This is a genomic window from uncultured Chloroflexus sp. (assembly GCF_937129525.1).
Classification (GTDB): domain Bacteria; phylum Chloroflexota; class Chloroflexia; order Chloroflexales; family Chloroflexaceae; genus Chloroflexus.
The window spans coordinates 17,097-30,136 of record NZ_CAKZNK010000056.1 but is presented as its reverse complement, the minus strand read 5'-3'; the positions used below and the strand labels follow the sequence as shown (position 1 = coordinate 30,136).

The window sequence follows — 13,040 nt, the reverse complement described above, 5'->3', positions numbered from 1 at the left end:
CCTACCCCAAATACCGGACGCTCGATCCGCTGATGGGCAACGTAATGAATCCGAATGGTAAGCGGGTCGTGCGTGCGAAAGGTGATTCGCTCATTGCCATAGCGATCAAGGAGCTGAACGCGGGTAATCTCAACTTCGCGCGTCCCCCGGCGCATCCGTTGACCCCATTCCTCATCAACTTTATCCCGCTGTTGCTCAAACTCTTCGCGTTCACGCTCATTAACTGCGGCCAGATAGGCATCAACGACTTCGCTCGCCGGACCGTAGGCCTTCATTTCGCCATGGTCGAGCCAAACTGCCACATCGCACAGCGATCGCACAACATCGAGCGCGTGCGAGACGAAGACAATCGTTTTACCGGCGCGGCGAAAGCCGTAGATGCGGTCGATGCATTTGCGCTGAAAGGCCTCATCGCCCACCGCTAGCACTTCATCGGTAATCAGAATGTCGGGATCAACAGCGGTCGCGACGGCAAATGCCAGCCGGGTGTACATACCCGACGAATAGTGCTTGACTTCGGTATCGAGGAAGGGGCCAATCTCGGAAAATTCGATAATCTCGGGCAGCTTGCGGATCATCTCTTTGCGGCTAAAACCCATCAGCGAGCCGTAGAGAAAAACATTCTCGCGCCCGCTCAGTTCGGGATGAAAGCCACTACCTAGCTCAAGCAGGGCAGCAATTCGCCCTTGTGTCGAAACCCGTCCACTGGTTGGTTCGAGAACGCGCGTCATCAACTTTAGGATGGTGCTCTTGCCGGCGCCGTTGTGTCCAACCAGACCAATACTTTGCCCCTCTTCGACCGCAAAGCTGACATCGCGCACCGCCCAAAACGCCTCCGCAGGCGGCATCCCGCGGATCAGGCCGACAAAACGCTCCTGGATCGTCGCCGCATTCTGGCGCCGCACGAACTGTCGCGACACTTTATCGAACTCGATTACGATGCTCATAACTCTTCACCGAAGTGGCAACTCACCCGCTGGAAGACCCAATAGCCAATGGCCAGCACAACCAGGCTGGTCACCCCAACGCGCAACATAGCGCTGAGGGCAGGCACTCCTGGCGTTGGAATCAAGCCGACCGGCACGGTATTACCGTAGATGATTTCGCGGTAAAACTCAATGATCGACGCCAGCGGATTTAACCAGCGAATGATGCGGGCCGCCAATCCTTCACTGATGGTGCTAAGCGGGTAAATGATAGGGGTGAGAAAGAACCAGATATTGATCACAATTCCGATCAGATGCACAACATCACGGAAGAAGACGGCGCCCGCGCCAAGCAAGAGGGCCAGGCCGGCGAGAAAGATGGTTTGCAAGACCATAATCACCGGCAGATAGGCGATAGTCCAGCTCAGATTGAGACGGCCAAGCGTAGTGAGTTGCACCACTACGATGACCAGAACCATCATCGGCAACGAGAGAATGAAATTGAGCAGGCTAGAACCTACTGCGACCAGTGGTAACACTTCGCGCGGGAAGTAGACTTTTTTGACCAGAGCGGCATTGTCGATGATGCTGCGCGTGCCGTTCAATACGGCTTCAGCGGTGTAGTTCCACGGTAGCAGACCGACAATCACAAACACGGGAAACATTGCGATCCCGTTAGGCAAGAGAAAACTAAACACGATCACATAGACCATCATCATGCCTAACGGAGCAATTTGCGTCCAGAGATACCCCAACGTACTCCCTTTGTAGCGGGCACGCAAATCGCGCAACACCAGATTGCGGATCAGTTCGCGGTATTGCCATAACTCTTGCAGTTTAGGCAAGACATTGGCGCTACGATCGAACGCAATGCCACCCAATCCGAGGGTTGCGCCAACCAGCGCAGCCAGCGCTATGAGCGGCAGTTCGTAGCGAGGCTCCGGCGCAGCGGGCAATGCCGCCGGGATTCGATAGGCGGCGCTAACCTGATCGGCGTTAAAACGAGCGCCAGCTTCGCGAATCATATAATTGATCGCAGCCTCGATCACTCGCAACTGGGCAATGGTGCGATCACGCGCTGCAAGTTCTCCGGCTGCCGCCGGATTGGTCGCCGCGCAGGCGCCGAGCGCTTCCTCGCGAGCCGCAGTCGCTAACCCGGCGCTGCCGCAGAGCGCATCGAGGGTGGCATTGCGCGTGTTAATTGCAAAGCGCCAAAGATCGTAGCGCGATTCGAGCGCGCGCGTGACATCGCTGATCTCTTCGCCAGACAGACCGGTCAAGGCGCGCGGAGTGCTGAACGGTTCGATGGGCCGCGACAGGGGCAAGGCTTCTAAACGCAGAATCTCACGCAACAAGCCAGCAAACCGATCATCGGCGGCAGGTGGTTCACCGTTGAGCGCCTGCCAGAGCTGCCAGCCCAGCATATTGCGCAAGATCTCGCGCCCACCGGCAGCCCGAATCTGGCGCACCAGCTCGGCGGCGCCTGCATCCGCCAACGCCTTAGCCTCAACGGGGTTGCCGGCAATGCCGCGCACCACCACCTCACCCGGTGTCTGCAACAGAAATTCTACGCGAAAATCGGGCAAGCCAAAGCGGACATCGGCGCGCGCCAGGGCATTGAGCCGCAGTGCCTCGGTAGCATCGGCAATGGCAATATCCATGCCGGTCAAATTGGGCGCAACCGGTTGATAAATCGGGCCATAACGTCCGGTATCAAACCGCACCTCGGCCTGCGCGTAGTATATAATCGGGCGGGTCAGGATGGGGGGCAGCGCGACGCTCAATGCGCCGGCAATACACAGGATGAGCCATAGCCACTGGTACAGCAGCAGCGCGCCGCGCCGGCTCGCCAGCGCATTGCCGATCGCGCGCCAGCCGGTTGTTTGCTTTAGCGGCTGCTTGATCGTGTTGGCCACAAGGTCACCTCGGTAATCTGACCGGCGGCAAGATCGATCCGCAACCATCCGCTTGTTTGCCACTGCTCACGCGGCAGCAGCGCGCCGTTAATTGCCACATCGGCAGTGCTTGCCGGTAGATCGATCATTAATCCGGTGAGCGAGTAGGGCGATTGGTTGTGTAGTTGATACCGCTGAGCGACATTGCCACCCCTACGCTCAGGCGTTGCCACCGGTTCGGTTAACGTCGTAATAGCAAGCATCTTCAAGGCAATCTGCCAGCCGGCAATTTCGCTCAGCGGGGCGACCCAGATGTCACCCCGTCTGACGGTATAAGATACCACATCTTCCCATGCTGTCTGTTGATCGACGCTCGTCACTTCTTCGGTATGCGCCCAGATATCGATCATGCCACCCACTGCAACTGTGTGCTCAATCTGGGCTATCGCCAGTTTTTGCCGGGCCGGAGTCAGATAGAAATCAGGACAGGCAATAATGCGGCCTTCGCGACCGGGTAACCAGCGACAGTGTGGATCGCGGATCAGACCACGCTCATCGACTGGGAAGAGATTGTAGGGGCCATAATCACTCAGGCGAGTCACTGAGTGGATCCCGGCCTGTTCGATCACATCCCAGTTGGCATCACTCATCCCGGCGCTGCTGCTCCAGGGAAACGCTAGCGACCGGGCATGGGGGACACCGCGTTCGGCGGCGACCATGTTCCAGGCTTCAATATCAGCCCGCCACGTTGCCACATCAGCGTAACCACCGTACAGATGGCTGAAGGTATGACTCTGAATCTCGTGACCGGCGGCTAATAGCGGCTCAATCTGGTCACCGAAGTACCACGCCGGATCGGTGGCAACGGTGCCATACGGGTCATCACTAAACCACGGACGCGCCATCCATCGATCACTGCGCCAACCATTGGCCGCCGAGGCCCACGGAAAGATGGGGTCATCCATAAACCGACGTTGCTCACGATTGCCCATCAGAAAGTTATAGCCGGTGGCATAGTAGGTGGCACGCGCGTTGTACCGATCAAAGATTGCCATGCTCGTCAGCACACCAGTTCGCATGCGCAGGCCGCGCTGGATCGGATCTTCGTCAGCGCGTGGATCATCGACCGAGCGGGAATGAACCAGACCACCCATCGCCGTTTCCCAATCAAACGTGAAGGCTACTGCCGCGCGATATCCTTCTGGCCACGGCGCAATGGTTAAAGGCAACGCCAACTCGGGTGGCTGGGCTGATGGCAATGCATGCCCCCCCTGTTGCAGGCGCGGCATATCGAGATAGATCCGATCGTCAGATGATGGCTCGATCCGTATCCGCAAGGTACGAGCCGTTGCCGGAGCGCGCGCATGACCACCAATGATCGACCAGCCTGCCGGTGGCCGTTCTGGCGTCCATAGCGCAACCGGCTGCCATAGTGTCACAGCCCGGTCGCGCGCCTGACCCTGTTCGTCATACCACTCAAACACCAGTCGCACTCGAGTTGGCGAACGCAGCAGCGAGTCGGTCAGGGCTGCGATGGTAAAGCAATAGGTCGCGCCAGGTTGCACAGAGACCGGCGGCGTCTGCGCATAGTTGGCAATACCGATCAGTTGCAGACCACGCCCGTCGCCATCGAGGTCAAATCCCTGTCCGTCAACTGCCGGGCCGCGCAATTCAACCCCGCCTGCGCCGCGACTCCAGCCGTCGGGCAGACCAGAAATTGCACCGACGAGAGCAAAATTGGCGTTGGGAAGCAAGTTGAAATTGGTAAACGGCGGCGAGGCGCAATGTTCCAGGCGCTGATTGATGAACAGGAACACACCTGCCGCACCGATTATCCACGAGAAGAGAATAGCGCCAAAGGCAAACCGACGTGAAATCATTGGCTAGAGGCACAATACATTACGTTTAGTGCAGTCCTGTACTGCGGCTGCATTGTACCATAGATATTCTTAACTGTTCGTTGCTGTGTTGTTGCCTGACACACTGCGCCAAATCTGCTACAGTGACAACGCGGATGATGGCGGCATGTGAGCGGTTTCAGGTTCCCTCAATTGACCGGCAGGAGCATTTATCTTATGCAGGCAACAGCAACAACTTCGATCAACGAGCGACACGTCACCGTTGATGGCTTCCGGTTGCGCGTCTTAACAGCCGGACAGGGGCCGACTGTTTTGTTGTTACACGGCTTTGTGGTTAGCGCCGATGATTGGATCCCAACCATCCAAACCCTGGCTGCCGCCGGCTATCACGCCATTGCGCCTGATGCGCTCGGCTTTGGCGCGTCGGATAAACCGGGAGGAGCAGCTTACACGCTCCGCCGTTATGCCGATCTGAATGCCGGCTTACTCACGGCTTTCGGGGTCGAACGAGCCGCAGTGGTTGGGCATTCGATGGGTGGCAAGCATGCGCTGGCGACCACGATCATCCATTCCCAGCGCGTCGAGCGACTGGTCATTGCCGATAGTGAAGGATTCATGCAGTTACCACTCTTCATGCGCAAAGGTGGCTCGATACCTTTCCTCGGTGAGGCGATTGTCGCAATGTCGGCATTGCCCGGCGTTGTGCGCATGCAACTGCGCGCCGCTTTTGCCGACCCCGACCGCTACATCACTCCTGAGCTGGTGGCGCGGGGTACAGCCACCCTGCGCGATCCGGCAATCCGACGCACAATGGTATCGTTGAGTCGGTTCTACGATGCCAATGACCTGCGCGGGAGCGGACTATGGTCACGCCTGAATACCATCACTCAGCCTACCCTCATTATTTGGGGCAAGGAGGATCGACTCTTCCCGGTAAAGTATGCCTATGAAGCGCAACGCGCTCTCCCGCATGCCCGGCTCGAGATTATCCCTAATTGCGGCCACTTCCCGATGATCGAGGCGGCTGACCGTTTCCATCAATTGTTACTGGATTTCCTGGCCACAACCTGATCACATGGGACACCGATACCGGGCAGTCTCACCTGACCGCAGGCTGACGAAGATCATCAGTCTGGACAACAGCGCGGCCCAGTCGATAATTTGCCAGCAGAGCCAGCGCCAGTGCGCTTAAGCAAATGGCTGTTACCCCCGGCCAGCCGGCTATCTGCCAGCCCAGGCCGGGGACGACTCCGCCGAGCGTGCCACCGAGATAGTAGGCGACCAGGTATAATGCGCTCGCCGCGCCTTTTGCCTCTATCGCCAGACGATTGACCAGGGCCGGAGCAATGCCCTGGGCAACGAACATCCCGGTACAGAGTGTCCACAATCCCAACGCGATTGCCGGCAGGCTGGCGACAAGCGTCAAACCGATACCGGCCATTGCGATCAGCAATCCGACCGCGATCAGGCGCGTGGAAGAATAGCGCGCCGAAAGCGCTCCTGCCCAGGGCGACACGATCACGCCGGCCAGATAGCTGATATATGCCAGAGCGACGATTGCCGGTGGCAACTGAAATGGCGGCGAAGTCAGATAGTAAGGTAGATAGGTGAAGACCCCGAGAAAGCCGAAGAAGAGTGTGCCACCGATCAGATAGGCGTAACGGAGATAGGGATCGGCAAGATGGGTAAACATTGCGCGGTATGCCTGCCGCCAACCTGCCGTCGTCGCCGGTGTCTGGCGATCGCGCGGCAGCATAAAGACAAGACTCATCCCACTTGCTAATGCCAGACCGGCAAAGACTATAAAACTGGCCCGCCAGCCGAAGCTATCGCTGATCAGACCACCAACCACTCGCCCACTCAATCCACCGGCAACGTTGGCTGCAATCCAGCCACCGACAGCCCGTCCTAACTCACCAGCCGGAAGCCGATCGCCCAGATACGCAACTGCGACGGCAGTCAGACCGGGAATACACAGGCCCTGCAATCCTCTTCCCACCAGCAAAACGATAAATGATGGCGCCAGCGCGCAGAGCATTGTTGGGATGGAAAGGAGCAGCACACTGCCAACCATGACTGGCCAGCGCCCAAGTCGATCACTCAGCGGACCTGCCACCAGCGAGCCAAGCGCAATCATCACCACCACTACTGACACACTGAGACCGGCGGTGACCGGCGCAATTCCGTATTCAAGCGACAACTGGGGCAGGATCGGTTGGGTCAGGTACATCGTTGAAAAGACGATCACGCCAGCGCCGTAGAGCGGAATAAGCCACCGATGGCGAGGCACAGTGACAGTGGTCATCAGGAACGCTCCATTGAGGGTGATGACAGGGTACAGCAAACACAAAAGCGCAGAGGCTTTCACTCGCCTCTGCGCTTCGTTGCGCCGGTTGCGCGTCTGCGCGCGCTCACGCCTCATCACCCTCCCACAAAAACCGGGCAAGATCGATCAGATAATTGTCGTCAACCACAACTCCCTCAGCCTGCAAGCGCGCGCGTTGCTCATCGGCAGCGTAGACATTACTGATGCGACCGGCCCGATTGATTACCCGCCACCATGGTACCACACTATGATGGAGCAGCGCGTGGAGGGCGTAGCCAACCAGGCGCGCCTGTCCGGGGAGACCGGCCAGAGCAGCCACTCGCCCATACGTGCAGACCCGTCCCGGCGGAATCTGGCTTACAACTGCATAAATGGCCGAATAGGGTGAATCAGATTGAGCGGATCCGTCCATACTATCAGGCCAAGCGACCGCCATCGACTGCCAGCGTAGCGCCGGTCACAAATGATGCCTTCTCAGAGCAGAGCCAGACAACGGCATTGGCAACTTCTTCGGGTGAACCAAGGCGACCAATCGGCTCACCCTCGGCAAACTGGGACAGCAGTTCAGGATCACCTCTGGTGAAACGGTCGATCATTGCAGTATGAATGGTGCCGGGACAGATCGCATTGACGCGAATCCCATTTCGGGCATACTCAAGAGCGGCAGCTTTGGTAATACCAACGATGCCGTGCTTACTGGCAACGTATGCCGATACGCCACGCGAACCCGACAGCCCGGCGACCGATGAGGTATTGACGATTGCGCCGCCGCCCTGTTGCAGCATCTGCCGGATCTCATACTTCATGCACAACCAGACGCCCTTGAGGTTAATATCGATCACCTGATCCCACACCTCTTCGGGATAGTCAACCAGCATTGCCTGCACACCCTCGATACCGGCATTATTGTGGGCAAAATCGATCCGACCGAAGGTGTCAACCGCCTTTGCAATCAATTGTTCAACATCGCCACGCTGGGAAACATCGCAGCGCACAAAGATCGCATCGGTATTCAATTCCCGACACAAAGCGACCGTCTCTTCACCACCGGCCACATTGACATCGGCGACAACAACCTTCGCGCCTTCACGAGCAAACGCTAACGCCGAAGCGCGCCCTATCCCGGCTGCCGCGCCTGTTACTAGCGCGACTTTTCCGATAAACGGTGGCTCCATTAGTCTCCTCCTCTAGCCAGTCTCTGCATCAGTATGATACCACAATGGGATGATTATTTCGTTGCGCAATAATTGGCGCCGACACGGTGGCGGCGCCATCCCGAAAAGAACGATCATCGGGAAGCAGAACGAGAGAGGGATCCGCGCCATTTGGACAGGCACACCGCTGCCGCGCCGCCATTCGATGCGCATTGACATACCGGCATCGCGGCAAGCAAAACACTCTCTTTCCCGAGGGGAAAGAATATCATCTCTCACTATTTGACATGAGTCTGTATATCAGGTACGGTATAACTATGTACCGCGACGACTACATTCTCAGAATGATCGACCAATTCGGTGCGATCATTCGTCATATCCTCGGCCTGTACCGCAACGGTCAATCGCCGCTGGCCCGTATTGCGATCGATAATGCCTACCGCGACCGTCTCGGCGTAGGTAGCGATCAGGTAGCAGCGTTGAGCGTTCAACAGTTGCTGGCGTTACTACGATTCCACGGCGTTGGCGAGGATTGGCGGAGCGAAGGAGCCTTTCTCGTTGCATTGCTCACAGTGGAGTCGCGCCTGCTCAGCGATGATGGGGCAGAGGATGCTGCGGCGATGCGCGCCTTACTGGCGTTACAGACTCTGATTGAATGCGCGCTAGCCGCGCCGGAACCACTTCCAGCTTATACCCCTACGCACAACGAACTTCTGGCGTTATTGCAGCATTACATTGTGCCAGCGCCAACTCTGGTTGCGCTGCTCGCTCTTTGTGAACAACAGGGTGATCTTGCGCGTGGAGAAGACATTGTGCATGAATTGCTTGCCCGTGATCCCCGGCGCTGGCTGGCAACGGCGCGCGCGTTTTATCAACGTCTGCTGGAACGAAGTGACGCGGAATTGACCGCCGCCGGTTTGACGCGCGCCGAAGCAATGGTCGGTTTGGCTGAGCTAGACAAGATTGCCCCGCCAGCCAAACCGCCAATGGCATAGGGTATCGCTCTATGGCCGCGTCTGCGCGCTTAATCAGGCGTTAGATCAAGCGTCAACCGCCACCGATGGCACGCCGGTCAGAAAATTGGCCAGCATCTGCTTGCCACCCTCTGTCATGATCGACTCGGGATGGAACTGAACACCCTCAACCGGCAATAAACGATGACGCAACCCCATAATAATTCCATCTTCTGTCCAGGCGGTCACTTCAAGTTCAGGTGGCAAATCATCACGCCGCACAATGAGTGAGTGGTAACGAGTAGCTTTGAAAGGCGACGGCAACCCGGCAAACAGACCCTGTCCATTGTGATAGATGAGCGATAGTTTGCCGTGCATCACCAGCGGCGCGCGCACCACTGCGCCACCGTAAGCCGCCCCGATAGCCTGATGACCCAGGCACACGCCCAGGATCGGGATCTGACTACCCAACTCACGAATCACGTCCACACTGATCCCGGCTTCAGCGGGAGTGCAGGGGCCAGGACTGATCACAATGCGATCAGGATGGCGCGCTGCCACTTCAGCCACCGTCACCTGATCATTGCGCACCACCTCAACGGTCGCGCCTAGCTCACACAGGTATTGATAGAGATTGTAAGTAAACGAGTCGTAGTTATCGATTAACAACACGCGCATGATCATTCTCCAGCACTGGTGGCGTCACCGCCTGTTCACGCTCATCCTGTGTCAAAATTCTTCCCCTGGCCCGCGCCCGGATCAATGCCTCGACACAATCCGCGTCAAATTCGGTTCCGGCGCCGTTACGCAACAAGGCAAAAACCTGATCGATTGGCATGGGTGGTCGGTAAGGGCGATGGCTGGTCAGGGCATCAAACACGTCGGCGACCGCGACAATCCGGCCAAACAACGAGATTTCCTCGCCACTCAAGCCGAGCGGATAACCACGACCATCGAGTCGTTCGTGATGCTGCGCGAGCGCCGTCCACGAATTCCGCAGCAGTTCGAGTTCGAGCAGACCATTTTCGCGCAAAAATTCGATCCCGTAGGTAGGATGACGCCGCATCTCGGCAAACTCTTCTTCAGCCAGGCGGCCTGGCTTCTTGAGGATCTGGTCAGGCACCCGAATCTTGCCAACATCGTGCAGTTTGCTGGCCACGCGCAATTGATAGATCTGCTCGCGCGGCAAACCAAGTTCCTGAGCAATAGCCACCGAATAATCACTGACCCGCTGGCTGTGACCGCGAGTATAGGGATCCTTCAAATCGATTGCGCCGGTAATTGCATCAATGATGCGGGTAAACAGACTATCAGTTTCGCGATAGAGATCGGACAATCGGATCACCGTGGCCGCTTGCGCAGCCAGGGTCTGGAACAGCGCCACATCTTCAGCCGAGAAGGGGCGACCGTGGCGCGGGTTAAGTGCCTGCGCGCCACCGATGATCATGCTTTCGACCTCGCCTCGTTCGCCACCGAGCACGATCCGTGGCGAACGCAACGGCACACAGATGATTGCGCGTGTATGAAAGCCGCTCCGCCGGTCAAGCCCCTGATAAAAGCGATGATCCTGGCGGACATCGTTGACTACCACTGTTTCTCCGGTTTCGATCACGTGGCCGATAATTCCCTGACAGCGCGGCACACGCAGCGCTTCAACGCGCTCACTATGCTCACCGCCGGCAATATGCAACACCAGATCGTCGCGCTCGTGGTCGATGAGCCAGATCGAAGCCGCCTCTACCTGGAGCAGGTCGCAGGCATGGTTCATGATGCGGCGTAGCAACTCATCGCGTTCGAGCGTGGTAGTGAGTTGCGAGACAATCTCGACCAGCGCCTGCTGGCGGCGTTCGCGGCGCTGCGCTTCGTCAAGCAAACGCACCTTCTCTACTTCGGTCACCAACCGCGAAGTGAGCAGTTCGATCAAGGCCAGTTCCTCTTGCTCGTCTACCGCCTCGAGTGGCAAATTGAAGACCTGCACGACACCAACCGGCTCCCCGCGTAGCATCAGTGGAATGCAGAACATCGTGCGCAGATGTAATGCGCCCATCTCTCCTAGCGAGCGATTCCAGCGCGGGTCATTGATCACATCGTGAACAAAAACAGGTTGGCGCTGTTGCAATGCATAACCGGCCAGACCGGTATCGGCAGGCAATCGAACGCCAAGTAACGACTCTCCGGCAGGACTACCCTTCACGACCTTAAAGATCAACTCGTTGCTAACGGAATCGTACAGGTAGAGCGTACCGGCTTCTGCCTCGGTAATTTCGATAATCAAATCGAGCAGTTGCGCGAGCAGATCATCGAGCTGCGTACTGGATGCGATCTGATTGGCGCGTTGAATGATGGCAAGGTATTGTTGCAATCGCGTTCCCTGGTCAGTCATTCCCCCCTCCTAATCGCGCTGAGCCAACGCTCCCACATAACGCACCAATTCCTCAGCTTCGCCGGCAAGCGCCACCGGCATTCCCGCTTCCGCGGCGATCCGGGTCAGGGTGTAATCATCAATTGTCCGTTCACCGGTATAGTCGAACATGACCCGTGGAAGTAACGCCCGATCACAACCGGCAGCGCGCAAAGCGGGGATCACATCCTGCGCGGTGAGCAACCCACTCACCGTCACCGTTTCGCCGAAGAACTGATTGACGACAGCCACTACCTGTACTGACAGGTGTTCTATCCGATTCAGTCGCGCTGCAACCTGTTCCATAATCGGTGCAATCAACGTACCGCAAACCAGTGCCAGTCGGGTAGGACGGGCAATACGGGTTGGCAGCCTGCGACGCGCACGCATCCAGCCATCAAGAAAATCGCGCACCATGCCAACGCCATTGCTGTATTGAGGCATATCGTCGTAAGTTTCAGCGGGGGGAATTGGCCGGCCAGCTAGCAGATAGAACTCATCGGAGGCATAGACCAGGTGCAGACCAAATTGTTCATAGCAACGGGCGCGGTAAGGCTCAATCAGATCAATCACTGCCGCCGCTTCGGTCGGAGTATAACAACGCAGCGGCACATCAGTCACCGCGCCGAGACGGGAACAAAAACCCATTGCCGGATCGTGTAGCGATTGCTCACCGGTGCGCAACGGGATCGGCGCTAGCGGATCTTCCCATAGCGGCTGACGCTCCCAATTGGTATCGATCCATTCAGGGGTTTCGTGGACTTGAATTGCGGCCCGGATTGTCTTGGGAGCTTTGCCCTCAAAGCGAAATTTGGTCAAACCGACCGGCACAACGGCAATCGATTCGACCGTCGGATGCAGCGCGATCAGGTCTTCGATGCTTTGACGCAAAACCGCGCCATCATTGACCTGTGGGCAGGCTACAATCTGTGTATGGACCCGAATTCCGGCGCGACCGAGCCGTTTGATCTGTTCGCGTACATCAGGCACGTCACGCTTCCCCAGCATAATCGCGCGCCAGAATGGATCGGTAGCATGAACGCTAATGTGCAACGGCGAGAGGCGCTGGCGCTCGATCCGTTCCCAATCAGCTTCAGTCAGATTGGTAAAGGTGACAAAATTAGCATAGAGAAACGACAAGCGGTAGTCATCGTCTTTGAGATAGAGGGTTTTGCGAAAGCCTTTCGGCATCTGGGTCAGGAAGCAGAAAGGGCATTTATTATTGCAGGTGCGCAACCGGTCGAAGAGTGGCTCGGTAAATTCAATGCCTAAATCGTCATCAGGGTCTTTCTCGAGCGTAATTTCTCGCTCACAGCCATCAGCGGCGCGAACGAGCAATGTTACACGCTCTTCGGCGATAGCAAAGCGGTAATCGATAACATCACGCAGGCGTTGGCCATCGATGGCAACAATCGTATCACCGGGGCGCAAACCGATCTGCGCGGCCAGGCTAGCGGGCGCGACACTGGCAATTACCCCACCCTCGCCGGTAATGCGCCTGACATCAGGCTGATATTCCACAATAA

11 protein-coding genes are annotated in these 13,040 nt (G+C 57.4%); 2 read left to right on the top strand and 9 right to left on the bottom strand.

From position 1 onward, the window contains the following. The 3 genes from Q0650_RS06245 to Q0650_RS06235 form a co-directional block, all read right to left on the bottom strand. Positions 1-947, bottom strand: a 947-nt coding sequence (locus Q0650_RS06245; RefSeq protein WP_298817004.1) for an ABC transporter ATP-binding protein, incomplete at its 3' end; no start/stop codon positions are given. Then, a complete protein-coding gene (locus Q0650_RS06240) occupies positions 944-2,842 on the bottom strand; it encodes an ABC transporter permease (protein WP_298817003.1) in 1,899 nt (632 codons plus the stop codon). The genes Q0650_RS06245 and Q0650_RS06240, both read right to left, overlap by 4 nt. Further along, positions 2,815-4,701 (bottom strand): polysaccharide deacetylase family protein, encoded by a 1,887-nt coding sequence (locus tag Q0650_RS06235; RefSeq protein ID WP_298817002.1) that lies wholly within the window; start codon positions 4,699-4,701, stop codon positions 2,815-2,817. Before Q0650_RS06235 ends, Q0650_RS06240 begins: the two co-directional genes overlap by 28 nt. A 195-nt stretch (positions 4,702-4,896) precedes the next feature. Between Q0650_RS06235 and Q0650_RS06230 the strand changes: the two genes are divergently transcribed. Further along, on the top strand, positions 4,897-5,751 hold the full coding sequence (locus Q0650_RS06230) for an alpha/beta fold hydrolase (protein WP_298817001.1): 855 nt from the start codon (positions 4,897-4,899) through the stop codon (positions 5,749-5,751). 28 nt (positions 5,752-5,779) lie between these two features. On the opposite strand, the gene Q0650_RS06225 is transcribed toward Q0650_RS06230, so the two are convergent. From Q0650_RS06225 to Q0650_RS06215, 3 genes are all read right to left on the bottom strand, one after another. Then, positions 5,780-6,985, bottom strand: coding sequence for an MFS transporter (locus Q0650_RS06225; RefSeq protein WP_298817000.1), 1,206 nt, complete (start codon positions 6,983-6,985; stop codon positions 5,780-5,782). A 106-nt stretch (positions 6,986-7,091) separates the two neighbouring features. Then, on the bottom strand, positions 7,092-7,418 hold the full coding sequence (locus tag Q0650_RS06220) for an MGMT family protein (protein WP_298816999.1): 327 nt from the start codon (positions 7,416-7,418) through the stop codon (positions 7,092-7,094). Between the two features lie 4 nt (positions 7,419-7,422). Then, positions 7,423-8,181 carry an SDR family oxidoreductase gene (locus Q0650_RS06215; RefSeq protein ID WP_298816998.1) on the bottom strand — a complete coding sequence of 253 codons (759 nt, stop codon included), beginning with the start codon at positions 8,179-8,181 and terminating at the stop codon, positions 7,423-7,425. Between the two features lie 296 nt (positions 8,182-8,477). Here Q0650_RS06215 and Q0650_RS06210 point away from each other — a divergent pair, with 296 nt between their 5' ends. Then, positions 8,478-9,155, top strand: a complete 678-nt coding sequence (locus tag Q0650_RS06210) for a DUF6483 family protein (protein WP_298816997.1) — start codon at positions 8,478-8,480, stop codon at positions 9,153-9,155. Between the two features lie 45 nt (positions 9,156-9,200). Here Q0650_RS06210 and Q0650_RS06205 read toward each other — a convergent pair whose 3' ends face one another. From Q0650_RS06205 to Q0650_RS06195, 3 genes are read right to left on the bottom strand one after another with little or no spacing between them, the layout of a single operon-like run. After that, on the bottom strand, positions 9,201-9,791 hold the full coding sequence (locus Q0650_RS06205; protein ID WP_298816995.1) for an aminodeoxychorismate/anthranilate synthase component II: 591 nt from the start codon (positions 9,789-9,791) through the stop codon (positions 9,201-9,203). After that, on the bottom strand, positions 9,769-11,496 hold the full coding sequence (locus Q0650_RS06200) for an HD domain-containing phosphohydrolase (protein WP_298816993.1): 1,728 nt from the start codon (positions 11,494-11,496) through the stop codon (positions 9,769-9,771). The genes Q0650_RS06205 and Q0650_RS06200 overlap by 23 nt, the downstream gene beginning before the upstream one ends. A gap of 9 nt (positions 11,497-11,505) precedes the next feature. After that, on the bottom strand, positions 11,506-13,035 hold the full coding sequence (locus tag Q0650_RS06195; protein ID WP_298816992.1) for a DUF512 domain-containing protein: 1,530 nt from the start codon (positions 13,033-13,035) through the stop codon (positions 11,506-11,508). Between the last annotated feature and the right edge of the window lie 5 nt (positions 13,036-13,040).